This is a genomic window from Duganella sp. Root198D2 (assembly GCF_001428585.1).
In the GTDB taxonomy this organism is placed as follows: Bacteria; Pseudomonadota; Gammaproteobacteria; order Burkholderiales; family Burkholderiaceae_D; genus Rugamonas.
Map to the genome: position 1 here is coordinate 220,240 of NZ_LMIC01000023.1, position 14,939 is coordinate 235,178.

The 14,939-nt window shown below is 67.1% G+C and carries 13 protein-coding genes; all 13 read left to right on the plus strand.

The window, feature by feature from the left end; translation table 11 throughout:
- Positions 1–309 precede the first annotated feature (309 nt).
- The 13 genes from tssE to tssK are packed head-to-tail and all read left to right on the plus strand — an operon-like array spanning position 310 to position 14,938.
- On the plus strand, positions 310–768 hold the full coding sequence (gene tssE, locus ASE26_RS18660) for a type VI secretion system baseplate subunit TssE (RefSeq protein WP_055923746.1): 459 nt from the start codon (positions 310–312) through the stop codon (positions 766–768).
- The gene (tssF, locus tag ASE26_RS18665; protein ID WP_229207011.1) at positions 765–2,543 is read left to right on the plus strand and encodes a type VI secretion system baseplate subunit TssF; all 1,779 of its coding nucleotides are present in this window, start codon (positions 765–767) and stop codon (positions 2,541–2,543) included. Before tssE ends, tssF begins: the two co-directional genes overlap by 4 nt.
- Positions 2,531–3,556, plus strand: coding sequence for a type VI secretion system baseplate subunit TssG (gene tssG, locus ASE26_RS18670; RefSeq protein WP_082507032.1), 1,026 nt, complete (start codon positions 2,531–2,533; stop codon positions 3,554–3,556). The genes tssF and tssG overlap by 13 nt, the downstream gene beginning before the upstream one ends.
- A gap of 3 nt (positions 3,557–3,559) precedes the next feature.
- Complete coding sequence (tssH, locus tag ASE26_RS18675) at positions 3,560–6,196, plus strand: type VI secretion system ATPase TssH (protein WP_057246716.1); 2,637 nt, start codon at positions 3,560–3,562, stop codon at positions 6,194–6,196.
- Positions 6,193–8,178, plus strand: coding sequence for a type VI secretion system Vgr family protein (locus ASE26_RS18680; protein WP_057246717.1), 1,986 nt, complete (start codon positions 6,193–6,195; stop codon positions 8,176–8,178). Before tssH ends, ASE26_RS18680 begins: the two co-directional genes overlap by 4 nt.
- The gene (locus ASE26_RS18685; protein WP_057246718.1) at positions 8,179–8,892 is read left to right on the plus strand and encodes a toxin-antitoxin system YwqK family antitoxin; all 714 of its coding nucleotides are present in this window, start codon (positions 8,179–8,181) and stop codon (positions 8,890–8,892) included. It begins immediately after the preceding gene.
- Entirely contained in the window at positions 8,892–9,278 is a 387-nt protein-coding gene (locus tag ASE26_RS18690) for a DUF4280 domain-containing protein (RefSeq protein WP_055925156.1), read from the plus strand. Before ASE26_RS18685 ends, ASE26_RS18690 begins: the two co-directional genes overlap by 1 nt.
- 40 nt (positions 9,279–9,318) lie before the next feature.
- Positions 9,319–9,522 carry a hypothetical protein gene (locus ASE26_RS18695; protein WP_156397797.1) on the plus strand — a complete coding sequence of 68 codons (204 nt, stop codon included), beginning with the start codon at positions 9,319–9,321 and terminating at the stop codon, positions 9,520–9,522.
- Entirely contained in the window at positions 9,519–10,367 is an 849-nt protein-coding gene (locus ASE26_RS18700; RefSeq protein ID WP_057246719.1) for an ABC transporter substrate-binding protein, read from the plus strand. Before ASE26_RS18695 ends, ASE26_RS18700 begins: the two co-directional genes overlap by 4 nt.
- Positions 10,364–11,677, plus strand: a complete 1,314-nt coding sequence (locus ASE26_RS18705) for a dicarboxylate/amino acid:cation symporter (protein WP_057246720.1) — start codon at positions 10,364–10,366, stop codon at positions 11,675–11,677. The genes ASE26_RS18700 and ASE26_RS18705 overlap by 4 nt, the downstream gene beginning before the upstream one ends.
- A 10-nt stretch (positions 11,678–11,687) precedes the next feature.
- A complete protein-coding gene (locus tag ASE26_RS18710; RefSeq protein WP_057246721.1) occupies positions 11,688–13,097 on the plus strand; it encodes a cation:dicarboxylate symporter family transporter in 1,410 nt (469 codons plus the stop codon).
- Positions 13,098–13,106: 9 nt separating this feature from the next.
- Positions 13,107–13,598 carry a hypothetical protein gene (locus tag ASE26_RS18715; RefSeq protein ID WP_055923723.1) on the plus strand — a complete coding sequence of 164 codons (492 nt, stop codon included), beginning with the start codon at positions 13,107–13,109 and terminating at the stop codon, positions 13,596–13,598.
- Positions 13,599–13,612: 14 nt separating this feature from the next.
- Positions 13,613–14,938 (plus strand): type VI secretion system baseplate subunit TssK, encoded by a 1,326-nt coding sequence (gene tssK / locus ASE26_RS18720; protein WP_055923720.1) that lies wholly within the window; start codon positions 13,613–13,615, stop codon positions 14,936–14,938.
- The last annotated feature ends 1 nt before the right edge of the window (position 14,939 follow it).

The following is a 14,939-nucleotide window of genomic DNA, read 5'->3' on the forward strand; positions in this document are numbered from 1 at the left end:
GGTGATCGCAGTGCATACCTCGCTGGACTGGCAAGTCTGAGTACGGTCTCATGCGGAGACAAATCGTGGGCTACATATGCTACCAACTCAACAATTCTTCCAATCTTCAGGGAATTCGCCCGCGGCGTTAGCCGGAGGAGGAACACGAGCCGCTGTTCCGAATCCGGGGCCTGCAGGCTGGTAGCAACCTCCGCAAATTCCGGCTTGTAAACTCCGATGTTACCCACGTGATACTTGTGTAACGTACCGGGCCAACCCTAACATCACTTCAAGCCCTTTTGACCGATGCAGCCTTGAATTGGTGCCCCCATGAAGCTCATGCCAGCGAATTCCGTTTCACCGTTGTTCGACCGCCTCGCGGGAATATCCGATGCGGCAGGTGACGGCCGCTTGCTTGACGCCGACGGTTTGCAGCAGTCGGTGCTGACCGATCTGTCCCGGCTATTCAACTCCCGCAACGGCCTGACGATCGAGCAATTCCTCGGCGACCAGGCGAGCTCCCTGCATTACGGCCTGCCCGACACCTTGCGCCTTTCGCCGCAGTCGGCGGCCGACCTGGCGCAATGGGAACGGGTGGTGGCGCGTGCAGTGGCGTTGTACGAGCCGCGCCTGTCGCAGGTGGTCGTGAAGGTGGAACGCGATCCCGGCAAGCCGGTCGCTGCGCGTATCCGGATCGGTGGTGCCGTGACGCTTGGGCTGCAGCAGCGCCAGGTGCATTTCGACTGCCTGCTCGACGGCCGTGCGGCCTCGCTGGAGCCGGCAGCATGAACCCGAGGGAGAAGCCTGCCATGCGCGCGCAGGACGACCTGCTGGAGTACTACCGCCGCGAACTCGCCTACCTGCGCGTTCAGTCGGCTGACTTCGCGGCGCGCTACCCGAAGGTCGCACATCGGCTGGTGTTGACCGGTGACGAAGCGGCCGATCCGCATACCGAACACCTGATCCAGTCGGTGGCCTACCTGAATGCGCGCGTACATCGCGAACTGGAGCGCGACTTTCCGACCGTGGCTGCCGCCATGCTCGACAACCTGTGTCCGAGCCTGACCCAGCCTGTTCCTGCCATGACGGTCATGCAGATGGCGCTCGACCCGAGCGAGGGCAAGGTCACGGCGGGAATGCCGGTGAAGCGCGGCACAATGCTGTCGGCGACCGCCGCGACGGGAGAACAATGCCGCTTCCAGGTGGGATGGAACACGATCCTGTGGCCGCTGAGGATTGGCGCCATCATGCAGGAGGACGCGCGAACCTTGCGCCTCGACCTGCTGTGCGAAGGCGGTGTCGACGTGGCGGAGCTGGAGCTCGATACGCTGCGCCTGCATTTGTCGGGCGACCTGCTGATTACAATGCCGCTGCACGAACTGCTGATCAGTGCATTGGAATATATCGAGGTGGTCGGCAGTGCGGGCGTTTACCGCATGTCTGCGCACCATTTGGTGGATGTGGGCTTCGCCGAGGATGAAGCGCTGCTGGCGCGGCCGGCGCACGTCCATCCCGCATACTGCCTGTTGCAGGAGTACTTCGCGTTCCCGCGTAAATTCCAGTTCTTCGACTTATCCGGTTTGCGCGGGCGCCTCGGCCGGGGAACCGGCTTTTCGGTCCGCCTGGTGTTCACCCGCAGCGCGGCAGTCTTGTCTCAATTGCGTCCCGAGAACGTGCTTCTGGGATGTGTGCCGGCTCTGAACCTGTTCCCTGTTACCAGCGAGCCGATAGTGCTTGACCGGCGCCACTATGAGTACCTGTTGATCCCGGATCGTCGCCGCGACGCGGTGCTGGAAGTGCATTCGATCGTCTCGGTCAGTGCGGCCGACCCGCGCGGGGAGCGCAGCCTGGAAATCCCTAGCGCGTTCGCTGATGCCGAGCCCGGCGCAGGCGGCGCGGAGGTATGCTGGAGCATGCGGCGCGAAGCCAGCCTGCGCAAGGGTATCAACGGCAGCGACGTTTACCTCGGTTTTGTCGATCGTGGCGATGTGCGCGCGGAACTTGGCGAATTTGTAGTCTACGCCAGCCTGCTATGCACCAACCGGCTGCTGGCCGAGCAGGTCGCACCCGGCACGCGTTTCCGGGGCGATGGAGTCGCCGCTTCGACCTCGGTCCGCGCCGTCTACCAGCCCAGCGCTCAGCGCCAGCCGGCACTTGGCAATGATGCGTTGTGGGCCCTGGTGGGGCTGCTGCGCCTGAATCACCGCTCGCTGGCCGACGGCTCGAACGGGGCTGCCACACTGCGCGAAATGCTGTCGCTGTTCGCCGGCAGCAGTGCGCGCGACCAGTTGCAGGTGCGCGGCATCAAGCGCCTGCACGCCCAGCCAGCTACGGCACGCCTGGGCAGCGAATCTTGGCGCGGGCATTGCCGCGGCACCGACGTCACGCTGGAATTCGATGCCGCTGCATTCGACGGTACTTCGCCGCTGGTGCTGGCGGGCGTACTGGCGCGCTTCTTTGCGATGTACACCACGGCCAATTCTTTCGTGCGCCTGTCCGTGCAGCGCACCGGCGAGACCTGGAAGCAGTGGCCTGCGATGGCGGGGCGGCAATGCCTGACCTGATCTCACAGCTGCGGGCAGCGCCGCATGACTTCAACCTGTTCCAGGCCATCAGCCTGCTGGAGCGCAGCGAGCCGGCGCGCGCACGGGTTGGCCGCGGTATCGGCGCCAATGAAGCACTGCGGCTGGCGGCGCAGGTCGGGATGGCTTTTGCGCCGAGCGATATCGCCAGCCTGGACGAGAGTGCCAGGCCCGGACCGCCGTTGACCTTGCGCACACCAGCCTTGTCCCTGGCCGGCGCGCAGGGACCGCTGGCAGCGGCGTTCACCGAGCTGCTGCTGGCGCGCCGCCGAGCGCGTGACGGCGCCGGGCTGGATTTCCTGGACATCTTCAACCAGCGCCTGATCGGATTCTGGTACCGCGCCCGTTGCAAGCACCACCTGCCGCTGCAGGGCATCGCCAGCCCGGCGCCGCTTCCGCACAGCCTGGATGCACTGTCGGGGCTTGGCCTGGCGGAAGGCGCCCACGGGCCGGGCGGCGAACTGGCATGGTTGCGCCATGCGGGCCTGCAGGGGGCCGCACCGCGTTCGCTGGCCAGCTTGCTGGCGTTGTTACGCGATCGCCTCGGCGTCCAGTTCGAAGGGCAGCAATTCGTCGGAGGCTGGCACCCGCTGGCAGTTAGCGACCGTGCGCGCCTGCAGGGACTGGGCGGCGGCCACCTGGCGCAACGCCTGGGTGGAGGCGGCAGCCTTGGTGCGCGCGCCTGGGACCAGTGCGCCGGTATCGCGCTTGGTGCCCCGGCGTTGGCGCACGAGCGGTTCGCAGAGCTGCTGCCCGGTGGGCGGCAGTGCGGGCTGCTGGCCTGGCTGGTGGCGCGGCACCTGCAGCGCGATATGAAGGTGACGCTGGAGCTGAAGCTGGCAACTTCCCCGAAATCCCGCCTCGGGGCCCGGCAGGCAGATGCCCTTGCGCCGCGGCTGGGGCGCAGTGCATGGCTGTGCGGCCGTGCCGCCCCGGGGCGCCGGGAATGCGAATACCAGGCAGCACGTTTCGTGCTGCCGGCACCGGGGAGCTGAGGCATGGAAGTCGATATCCGCAGCCTGTTGACACGCCTCGACCCGGAATGCCGGCGGGCGATGGATGCCGCTGCCGAACTGTGTGTCCAGCAGACCCATTTCAACGTCGAGGTGGAGCACTTCCTGGCGGCGCTGATCGATGGCGGCGCCTCCGACCTGCTGCTGCTGCTGCGGCACTATGGCGTGGGCGGCGACGCCGTGCGGCGCCAGGTGCAGGACTGCCTGGATGGCTTCAAGCGCGGCAATGGCCGTACGCCGGCGCTTTCGCCGCATTTTGCCCCCTTGTTCCGTGAAGCCTGGCTGACTGGATCCATGCTGCTGGGCACGCAGCAGATCCGCTCCGGCGTGGTGCTGCTGGCCATGCTGGAATTGGACAGCCTGCGCGGCATGCTGATCGAAACTGCACCAGCCTTGCTCGAGATCCCGCGCGAACGCCTGAAGACCGAGCTGGCCACGCTGCTGGCTGGCAGCGCCGGCGGCGCAGGACAGGGCGGAGCAGCCTCGCTGCCAAGTGCAACGACGCCCGCACTGGACCTGTACACGGTCGATATGACGGCGCTGGCGCGCGCGGGCCGCATCGATCCGGTGCGCGGCCGCAATGACGAAATCCGCCAGATCATCGATATCCTGCTGCGGCGGCGCCAGAATAATCCCATCCTCACCGGCGAGGCAGGCGTGGGCAAGACAGCGGTGGTGGAAGGCTTTGCCCAGCGCGTCGCCGACGGCAACGTGCCGGGCGTACTGGCCGATGTGCGCGTATGCGCGCTCGACCTGGCGCTGCTGCAGGCGGGCGCCGGCGTGCGCGGTGAATTCGAACAGCGCCTGAAGTCGGTGATCGCGGAGGTGCGCGCCGCCGCCTCTCCTGTGATCCTGTTTATCGACGAGGCGCACCAGTTGATCGGTGCCGGCGGCAGCGAGGGGCAGGGCGATGCCGCCAACCTGCTCAAGCCGGCCCTGGCGCGCGGCGAACTGCGCACGATTGCGGCGACCACCTGGGCCGAATACAAGAAGCATGTCGAGCGCGATCCTGCGCTGGCACGGCGCTTCCAGGTGGTGAAAGTGGATGAGCCGGTACCGGAAGCGGCGGTCGGCATGTTGCGCGGCATGGTCGCTACGCTCGAGCGGCATCACAAGGTGGAAATCCTGGACGAAGCAGTGCGCGATGCGGTGCGCCTGTCGCAGCGCTACATCGCCGGACGGCAGTTGCCGGACAAGGCGATCAGCGTGCTGGATACGGCCTGCGCGCGGGTGGCCATCGCGCAGGCGGGCACGCCGCCGGCGCTGGAAGCGCTTCAGCACGAGATAGTGCTGGCACAGGAAGGGTTGCGCCTGGCACGCCAGGAGCTCGGGCGCGGCGAAGGCGATGCCGCCGCGGCGGCACAACTGGCAGGCGCGCTGGAACGCCTCGCCGCGCGCCATGCAAGCGTCCTGGCCAAGGTGGGCGAGGAGCGGCACGCGGTCGAGGAGATACTGGCGCTGCGGCGCGAGATCGCTGCCTGTGCCGATGCCGGGGGCAGCGGGGATGAAGAACAGCTGGCGCAGGCCGCCCGGTTGCAACGCTTGCAAAAAGGGCTGGAGGCTATCCGCGACGATGAACCGCTGGTGCCGGTCTGTGTCGATTCGGCCATGGTGGCCGGTGTAATTGCCGGCTGGACCGGGATCCCTGTGGGCAGGATGCTGGCCGACGAAGTGCACACGGTGCTGGAACTGAACGAGCGCCTGTGCGAGCGCATCGTCGGCCAGGACCAGGCGCTGGACGCTATCGCGCGCCGGGTGCGCACCTCGCGCGCGGAGCTCGACGATCCTGGCAAGCCGGCCGGGGTGTTCATGCTGGTCGGGCCAAGCGGCGTTGGCAAGACGGAGACCGCCTGTGCCCTGGCGGAGCTGCTGTATGGCGGCGAGCGCAATATGATCACCATCAATATGTCGGAATTCCAGGAGGCGCACACCATCTCCAGCCTGAAGGGGGCGCCGCCCGGCTACGTCGGCTATGGCAAGGGTGGCGTGCTGACCGAGGCGGTGCGCCGCAGGCCCTACAGCGTGGTGCTGCTGGACGAGATGGAAAAGGCGCACCCGGACGTGCTGGAACTGTTCTTCCAGGTGTTCGACAAGGGCACCATGGAAGATGGCGAGGGCGTGCCGATCGACTTCAGGCATTGCATGATCCTGCTCACATCGAATGCAGCGCAGGATGTGATCACGCGTGCCTGCCAGAATGGCGTGGCGCCCGATCCCGCCGCCCTGGTGGAGCAGCTGCGGCCGGCCTTGCTGCGCCAGTTCAGCCCTGCCTTCCTTGGACGGGTGGTGCTGGTCCCGTACTACCCGCTGGACGATGCCGGCATCGGCCTGATTGTCGACATGAAGCTGGCCCGGCTGGCCGAACGCTTTGCCGCCCACCATCATGCGCGTTTCAGCTGGGACGATGCGGTAACGGCTGCCATCGCAGCGCGCTGCACGGAGGTCGACAGCGGTGCGCGCAATATCGATTTCATACTGACCCAGACCGTGCTGCCGCAGCTTGCCAGCCAGGTCCTGGAACGCATCGCCACCGCCTCGGCATTTTCGGGGGTGCACATGGCAATGGCGGGCACGCAATTTTCCTACATTTTCCGCGATAGTCCGATCGGGAGGGTGGCATGAACACCGGTTTTCAACAGGCCGGCGGCCTGATGCACCTGACGTCGCCGTTCGGCGCCAACGACCTGCTGCTGGATAGCCTGGCGGGCAGCGAAGGCTTGTCGGAGCTGTTCAAGTTCACCCTGCATATGCGCTCTTCCAGCACCAGCCTGCGTGCGGCAACGGCCGTCGGCAAGGAAATGACGGTGAGCATCGGCGGGTCGGGCGGCACGCGCCATATCAGCGGCATGGTCATGCGTTTCGTACAGAGCGGCCAGGATAAGGATTTTTCGCTCTACGAGGCGGAACTGGTGCCGACGCTGTGGAAGCTGACGCTGTCGCGCGACCGCAAGATTTTCTCCAATCTCGGCGTCGATGCCATTATCAAGGATGTGCTGACTGCCTTTGGCGTGGCATTCGACTCCCGGCTCAGCAAAAGCTACGCGAAGCGTGAGTATTGCGTGCAATACGACGAAACCGCTTTCGACTTCGTTTCGCGCCTGATGGAGCAGGCCGGCATCTGCTACTTCTTCACCTTTGGCGCCAGCGGGCACACCATGGTGCTGGCCGATACTTCCAGCCAGTTTGCCGACTGCAGCGGTGGCGCCAAGGTGCGCTTCTGGCCTGAAACGGGCATGCTGCGGCCGGTCGATGCGGTCTCGCGCTTTGCCCACGAGCACCGCATCGTGCTGCAGCAGGCGACAGTCAGCGATTACGATTTCGATACGCCGGATACTTCGCTGGAGGGCGATTTCTCCGCCACGGGCGGTGTTGGCGCCAGCTACGAATTCGCCACCGGGCATGCGACGGTCGACGCAGGCCGGGCCCTGGCTCAACTGCAGGTGGAGGAGAGCCAGTGCGCCTCCGAAGTACTGCACGGCGACAGCTTCTGCTACCCGTTCAGTGCCGGCACCCGTTTTACGCTGGCCGGGCACTTCGTCGCTGCCTTGAATGCCTGCTTCGTGCTGCGCCGGGTACAACATACGGTACGCGGCGACTTGTACAGCAATGCCTTTGAAGCATTTCCGGCCCCGGTGCCATTCCGTCCGCCGCGCCAGGCGCCGATTCCCCGTGTCGCGGGCTGCGAAACGGCCGTGGTGGTTGGGCCATCGGGGGAAGAAATCTGGACCGATAAGCATGGACGCGTGAAGGTGCGCTTCCCTTGGGACCGCGCGGCTGCCGACGACAAGCGGGCGCCGTGGATACGGGTGGCGCAGGCCACGGCGGGCAAGGGCGTCGGCGCCTTCTTCCTGCCTCGCGTCGGGCATGAAGTGGTGATCAGCTATGTGAACGGCGACCCTGACCGCCCGCTTGTGACCGGGAGCGTCTATAACGGCAACAACATGCCGCCGGCGACGCTGCCCGCCAACCAGACCCAATCCATCCTGCGCACCCTGTCGTCGAAGCAGGGCAGCGCCGGCAACGAACTGCGCTTCGAGGACAAGAAGGACGCCGAGCAGCTCTACCTGCATGCGCAGAAGGATATGGACGTGGAGATCGAGAACGCGCTGACGACCACGGTAAAAAAGGGCGCCGAGCTGCGCACGCTGGAAGAGGGCGACCGCACCATTGTGCTGAAAAAAGGCAAGGAGTTGCGCCAGGTGGCCGGTACGCGGGAGCTGGCTGTGACAGGGGCCGAGAGCCATGCGAACCAGGCAGCTTTCACCCATACCGTCAAAGGCGACTACCAGCTCACGGTGGATGGCAGCCTGACCATCTCGGTCAAAGGCGGCATCAAGCTGGTATCGGACGACAGCCTGGCGCTGGAGGCGGCGAAAGCACTGTCGGCCAAGGCGGGCACGGAATTGAGCAATAAGGCAGGCACCGCGCTGCAGTGCGAAGCCGGTACGGACTTGAGCAGCAAGGCCGGCAAGGCCTTGCTGCTGCAGGCCGGCCTGCAGATCGACCAGAAGGCGCCGATCATCAACAGCAAGGCCGATGCCACCCAGACCGTGGAAGCGGGCGCGGTGCTGACGCTCAAAGGCGCGATGGCGAAGGTGAACTGAATGGAAGCGCAACTGCAGGCAGTGAACGAAAGCCCGGCGCCGACCGTGGTCGAGGAGCACGATGCCGACGGCAATGTGCTGCTGCGCAGCGCCATGGCCAGCGGTGTGCTGCATGGGCCGCTGGAACAGTTCTGGCCCGGCGGCCAGCTCGCAATGCAGGCCAATTTCGAGAACGGCAAGCTGCACGGTCCAATGACGCTGTACGACGCCGACGGCGCACTGGTGCAGCGCAGCGCCTTCCAGCGCGGCCTGGCGCATGGCGTGGTGGAGACTTATGTGCATGGCCGGCGCGTGATGGCACAGACCATGGCCGAAGGCATTGCCTGCGGACCGTCGCTGTCGTATGACGAGGCGGGCCAGGTCACGGCGCGCCTGTCGCTGCAGTCCGGCCAGATTGAAGGACCCGCGGCCTTCTTCCACGAAGGCAGGCAGGTACGCAATTCGGTGTACCGGGGCGGTTTGCTGGAGGGCGAGTCGGTCGACCTCGACGCCGAGGGCCAGGTGGTGCAACGCTGCAGCTACCGCGCCAACCTCCTGCATGGTTCGCTGCGCCGCTACTGGCCGAACGGGGCGCTGATGGAGGAAGTGCTGTACCACGACGGCGTGCCGGTGGGAATACCGGTGCGCTTCAATGCGCAGGGGGGGCGCCTGGGCAATGCCGAGGCGGCGCCGGCCTTGATGGAGCGCATCAAACGACTTTTGAGGGGCGAATGATGGGACAACAAGTATGCGCTGGAGCGATGCTCAAATGCTCGTTCGGGATGGCGCCCGGCACGCTGATGGTGCCTCCGGCCAGCCAGGTCATGTCGACCATGCCGGACGCGAATGTAATGGACTGCAAGCCGATGGTGAACATACTGCCGTTCGGCATGTGCACCTCGCTGGGCAACCCGCAGGTGGCGGCTGCCACGGCGGCGGCCCTGGGCGTGCTGACGCCAATGCCGTGCGTGCCGATGACCAGCGCACCGTGGATGCCGGGTTCGCCCACTGTTTTGCTGGGCAAGCTGCCGGCACTGAACAATGCCTCCAAGCTGATGTGCATGGCCGGCGGCGTGATCGAAGTATGCATGCCGGGGCAGGCGACGGTGGCGGTCCCCTGAGCTGCAATTCCAACTGACAGGTGCGATGATGGAATACCGATTGAGCCTTACTCCCCGTTTGCTGGCGGTCGGCCTGTGCGGCGTGTTGGCCTTGCTGGTGCTGCTGTTTGCGCTGGGTTTCCAGGTCGGCCTGCGCATGTCGGCGCAGACCGCGGAGCCGCCGCAAGTGCTGGCTGCTGCGCCGCAGGCATTCAAAAACGTCGAAGCGGCGACGCCGCCAGCGGCCGGGCAGGAGTCGCCATGAACGCGCGCCTGGCCTGGCTGGCGATAGTGGCTTGCCTGCTGGTCGCGCCGGCAGCGCTGGCTGCCAATGCGGCGCCAGCGGCGGCATCGCCGCTGGTACGGACCGCCGACGGCCGCCTGCTGGCGCCCGAAATCGCGCGCATCGTCGAGCGCGGCGAACTGGTTGTGGCCATGTACCAGACCGACAGTCCGCCGTTCTACGCGCAGAAGGATGGCGTCCTGCGCGGCATCGATATCGACCTGGCGCAGGCAATCGCCGGTGAACTTGGCGTGAAAGTCCGCTTCGACCGCACTTCAGCCACTGTCGATGCGGTGGTGGAAATGGTCGGCAACGGCCAGGCCGACCTGGGTATCAGCCGCCTCGGCCGTACACTGCGGCGCAGCCAGATGGTGGCGTTCTCCACGCCTTACCGGATGCTGGGCCACGCGATGCTGATTCACCGGGTGCGCTTCGCCGAAAAATACGGCAAGCAGCCGCTCAAGGAAGCACTGCGCAGCTTCGAAGGACCGCTGGGCGTGATTGCCAATACGTCATGGGTGGAGTTTGCCCGGCGCGACTTCCCGGCAGCAAAATTGCAGCCATATCCAAGCTGGCAGGCGCTGGTCGAGGCGGTGCGCCATGGCGAAGTGCTGGCGGCCTATCGCGACGAGCTGGCCGTGCGCGAGGTGCTGGAGCAGGACCCGCGCCTGGCCCTGAGCCTGCGTACCGTGACGTTTACCGACGCGCAAACCGCGCTGAGCGTGATGGTTGGCGTGCGCGACGGCACCTTGCTGTCCTTCGGCAACGAGGTGATTGCGATGCAGGCCAGCCGGCGCAAGCCTGAAGAGCGGAGAATGAAACCATGAGCTCCCTGGTACAACCGGCAGGAGCGCCGCCGGCCGCGGCATGGCGCCGCGTGCAGTCCCTCGCCACCAATCCGCTGGTGGTTCTCGCTTGCGTGCTGTTGGGCGGGACGATCGGCTGGTCGGCGCCGGCTATCGGGCAGCGCCTGGCGCTGGTTGGCGCCATTTACGTCAATTTGCTGACCATGGTGGTGCTGCCGTTCATGATCTCGGCCGTGGTCCTGAGCTTGCAGACTTTGTACCGCGAAGGCGGGACCAGCAGGATCGCCCAGCGCGTGGTGGCGGTTTTCGTGCTGCTTGCCTTGGCGGCGGCGATGCTGGCCACGGCGGGCACGCTGGCCATGCATCCGGGCGACAACCTGTCCGATGCCACCCGGCTTGAACTGGGGCAGATCGTCGGCGGCGCCGCCGACCAGACCAACACTGCCATGGCCTTGCGCCAGCCGGATTCGCCGCCGGCAACGGTCAATGCGCAGGAGATCGTGCGGCGCCTGGTGCCGTCGAATATCTTTGCCGCCCTGGCCGAAGGCGAAACCCTGAAAGTGCTGATCTTCGCGCTGCTGTTCGGGATGTCGGTGGGCCAGGTGCCGGAACGCATAGCCGGCGGCCTGCAGCAGGCGCTGCAATCGGTGTACGAGGCCTGCCAGACCTTGACGCGCTGGATCAACCTGCCGCTGCCCCTGGTAGTGGTGTGCATGACGGCGGGCCAGGTGGCGCATACCGGCGTCGCCGCCATGGCTGCGATGGCCGGTTACGTGGTGAGCTTCCTGTTCGCCAGCGTGCTGGTGATCTGCCTGGCCCTGCTGCTGCTGCGCCAGCGCGCAGGGGGCGAATTGCAACCCGTCCTGAAAGCCATGCGCGAACCGTTTGCGCTCGGGGTGGCCACGAACAGCAGCGCCGCCTGCATGCCGGCGATGGTGCAGGCGTTGGCCGGGCCGCTGGGTTTTGCGCGCACCCGCGTCGAATTGCTGGTGCCCCTGTGTACGGCCTTGCTGCGCGCCGGACCGGTGGTGTATTTCGTCAGCGGCACCATGTTCATCGCGGCGCTGTACGGCCGCACGCTGGGGGGCGGCGAACTGGCGCTGCTGGCCGCGGTGGCTGCGCTGACCGGTTTCGCTTCGTCCGGCATGGGCGGGGTGGCGACAGTTGGGCTGATGGGCACGGTATGCGCCTGCCTGTCGCTGCCGTTCGAGGCCGCGTTCGTGCTGTTCGTTGCGGTCGACCCGCTGTGCGCAATGGCGCGTACTGCGGTCAGCGTGCTGGTGAGCTGCGCGGCGGTATCGCTGATCTGCGCACGGCCACTCAGTTTGTGAGGGAAACACCATGAAGCTGCTCCAGGCGATCCTGCACCAGCCAGCGGTCCTGTTGGCCGCCATGCTGCTGGGCGCGTGGTGCGGCCTGGCGTGGCCGGGAGCGAGCCCCGTGCTGGCGGCGCTGGCAGCGCTCTACCTGTCGCTGGTCCAGGCAGCCACGCTGCCGTTCCTGGCCCTGGCGGTGTATTTCGGCCTGCAGCGCAGCGTTGCCGGCGGCGCGCCGTGGGGCCGCTTCGCCTTGCTGCTGGCGGCCGGCGTGGGCGGCATGTTCCTGTGCGCCCTGGCGGGAGCCTTGCTGACCAGCGCGGCGGCCGGCGGCGCCGGCATGGCGCCCGGGCAGGCGGCAGCACTGGGACGCTTGACGCTGCAGGCCGAACTTGCCGCCCCGGTCAGCCTGCGCGGCGCCGACGCGGCGCAAGCGGCAATGCCCGTGGCGCCGGACCTGGTGCCGTCCAACCTGTACGCGGCGCTGGCAGCGGGTGCCGTGCCATCGGTGCTGGTGGGCGTGCTGCTGTTTGGCGCAGCCGTCGCCGCGCAAAAAATGGAGCGCGCAGCGCATCTTGGCCATATCCTGGAGGCCGTCTATCGCGGCCTGGAAGGGGTGATTGGCCTGGTCAATCGCGGCTTGCCGCTGATCGCCTTTGTGCTGGCGGCGGCAGCCGTCGGCGCTGCCGGCAATGAAGCCGGCCTGCTGGGCGGATTCCTCGCCAGCTGGGGTGTGGCGGCGCTGCTGGCAGCAAGCCTGGCGCTGGCCGCCCTGTGCTGGCGCCTCAAGTCGGCCCCGGGTCCGGTGCTGTCGGCTTTGCGCGCGCCGCTGACGGTCTGCCTGTTCTCGCCGGTAGGTACCGCTGCACTGCCGGAATTCATCGCCGCGCTCAGCGGGAGGCTGGGCTTTGCGCGCGGCAGCGTTGAACTGCTGGCGTCCGCGTTCCCGGTGTTCGTGCGCAGCGGCGAGGCGCTGTTCTACGCGGTACTGGCGGTGTATGCAGCCAATCTCTATGGCCACGCGCTGGGCGCGCAGGAGATCGTGCTGATGGCCATCTTGTCCTGCTGGTTCACGCTCGCGACCAGCGGCCTGCCGGGCGCGAAGGCAGCCCTGTGGGCTGGGGTGCTGCAAGCGCGCTTCGGCCTGCCGCTCGATGCCTTGCTGCCGGTGATGGTGGCTGTGGAATTGCTGTGTGAAGGCACGCGCAGCCTGGTGTCCTACCTGGCTGCCGCCGCGCTGGTTGCCTTGTCGACCGAACCCGGGCGGATGCCGGCGGCGGCAGCGGGCGGCAGCGCCGCAGCGGCACCGGTGCTGCTGGTGCTGGGGCGGCGCGAGGCGGTCCTCAGCCTGCTGCTGCTGGGCGGCACGTTCCTGCTGGTGTTCTGCGCCGGCATGGGCGCCGGACTGCGCAAGAACCTGCTGGCTACTTTTTAAGGAGGCGCCATGAAACATGCGAAGCCTGCCGTCCCCTTGCTGGCGGCTATCCTGCTGGCCGGCTGCAGCACGCTGGCCAACCTTGCCGGCGGTCCGCGGCCGCAGGCACCGCGCTGGCAAACGCTGGCCCTGGCCGCTGCCGACAACGCCAACGGCAATAGTGCGCTGGCGGTCGACGTGGTGCTGGTCAAGGACAAGAGCGTGCTCGAGACGCTGGCCGCGATGCCTGCCGCCCGCTATTTTGCCGCGCGCGCCGACCTGCAGCGCACTTTTCCCGAGGCCCTGACCGTGCTGGCGGTGGAAATAACGCCGGGCCAGGTGATTCAGCTCGAGCCAAAGCGCTTCGGCGCAGAACGTGCCTGGGCCGCGCTGGCCTTTGCCAACTACGCCGTGCCGGGCGAACACCGCGCGCGCCTGCTGCTTGACCGCGGCGGCTACGTCCTGCAATTGAACGCCCAGGGCTTTGTCGCGAGCGACATCCAGCCCGGTACAGCCCACTAGAGGAGGAAAGTGCCATGGCCGAAGCACGCTTATCCGAACATATCCAGTGGCATGAGGGCATGCTGCTGGCGCCCCAGCACTTCCAGCAGGAGAGCGCGCGGGTCGACGCCCTGGTGGGCTGGCAAACCCTTGCCGGCCAGCCCGCTGCCTGGGGCGTGCGCCGCCTCGAGGTTGACGAAGCGCTGCTGGGCAATGGCCTGCTGCGCATCACTGCCATCGAGGCTATCCTGCCGGACGGCATGGCGGTGCATTACAACGCGGCGCTGGCGCAGGGCCATGCGCTGGAACTGGACCTGGCGCCATACCGCGGCGCCATGGAGCAGCAGGCAGTGCCGGTCTACCTGGCGGTGGGCAGCGCGCGCTCGCTGCGGCTGGCGGGCCAGCCGGCCCGTTTCCGCCGCATCGCCGGCAGCCTGGTCGAAGACGAGGTGTCGGAGGCACTGGCGGAAGAGGTGCCGCGCATGGCGTCGAACCTGGCGCTGATGGCTGGCACGGTGCCTGGCGCAGCCTACGTTTCGCTGCAGCTGATGCAACTGCTGCGCGAGAACGAAGAGGTGCGGCGCGCCCCGTTCTGGCCGGCGCAGCTGGCGGTGGCGCCGCAGGCGCCGCTGCTGGAACGCGCCAAGGCGCTGGCAGCGCAGATGCGCAGCAAGGCGCTGTTCCTGGCGCGCCAGAGTGCAGCCGGGTCGTCGCTGCCGGAAGAAAGGCTGGCCTTGCTGGAACTGCGCTCGCGCCTGGCCAGCCTGACGCTGCACCTGCCGCTGCTGGAAGCGGCCGTCTTTGCGCCCCAGGTGCAGCCGCTGCCGCTCTACCTGGCCCTCTGCGCGCAACTGGGCCCGCTGTGCGCGCTGCGCCCCGGCGCCGTGCCGCTGGTGCCTCCCGTGTACGTGCACGCCGACAGCCACGGCGCTTTCCAGCAAGTGCTGGACAACCTGGAGGACCTGGCCTGCGAGGTGAGCCAGGAATGGCGCAGCCACACCTTCCGCGACGAGGGGCGCGTATTCGCCTTGCCGATAGAGGAAGCCTGGCTGGGCGCGCGCCTGGTCGTCGGCTTGCGCGGCCAGGACGAGCGCGGCCTGCAGGACTGGATGGAGCGCGCAGTGATCGGCTCGCGCACCGTTTCGACTTCGCTGGCCGAACGCCGGGTGCCGGGTGCGGCCCGCTGGTCGATCGACTGCGCACCGGAACTGGGTTTGCGCGGCGGCGCCGGCTGGAACCTGTTTGCCATTGAAGCCGCGCCGCAGTTTATCGTCGCCGGCCAGGACCTGCTGCTTAGCAACCTGCTGGAACATTCGCAAGCAGGGCGCCCGCGCGAAGTGGTGCTCTTCGTGAAAGACTGAA

Excerpts from the sequence above, each read along its gene's own strand:
- tssF (WP_229207011.1), top strand. The coding sequence starts at position 765 with ATGAACCCGAGGGAGAAGCCTGCCATGCGCGCGCAGGACGACCTGCTG.
- ASE26_RS18710 (WP_057246721.1), top strand. The coding sequence starts at position 11,688 with ATGAAGCTGCTCCAGGCGATCCTGCACCAGCCAGCGGTCCTGTTGGCC.
- ASE26_RS18680 (WP_057246717.1), top strand. The coding sequence starts at position 6,193 with ATGAACACCGGTTTTCAACAGGCCGGCGGCCTGATGCACCTGACGTCG.
- tssE (WP_055923746.1), top strand. The coding sequence starts at position 310 with ATGAAGCTCATGCCAGCGAATTCCGTTTCACCGTTGTTCGACCGCCTC.
- tssG (WP_082507032.1), top strand. The coding sequence starts at position 2,531 with ATGCCTGACCTGATCTCACAGCTGCGGGCAGCGCCGCATGACTTCAAC.
- ASE26_RS18685 (WP_057246718.1), top strand. The coding sequence starts at position 8,179 with ATGGAAGCGCAACTGCAGGCAGTGAACGAAAGCCCGGCGCCGACCGTG.
- ASE26_RS18715 (WP_055923723.1), top strand. The coding sequence starts at position 13,107 with ATGAAACATGCGAAGCCTGCCGTCCCCTTGCTGGCGGCTATCCTGCTG.
- ASE26_RS18705 (WP_057246720.1), top strand. The coding sequence starts at position 10,364 with ATGAGCTCCCTGGTACAACCGGCAGGAGCGCCGCCGGCCGCGGCATGG.
- tssH (WP_057246716.1), top strand. The coding sequence starts at position 3,560 with ATGGAAGTCGATATCCGCAGCCTGTTGACACGCCTCGACCCGGAATGC.
- ASE26_RS18700 (WP_057246719.1), top strand. The coding sequence starts at position 9,519 with ATGAACGCGCGCCTGGCCTGGCTGGCGATAGTGGCTTGCCTGCTGGTC.
- ASE26_RS18690 (WP_055925156.1), top strand. The coding sequence starts at position 8,892 with ATGGGACAACAAGTATGCGCTGGAGCGATGCTCAAATGCTCGTTCGGG.
- tssK (WP_055923720.1), top strand. The coding sequence starts at position 13,613 with ATGGCCGAAGCACGCTTATCCGAACATATCCAGTGGCATGAGGGCATG.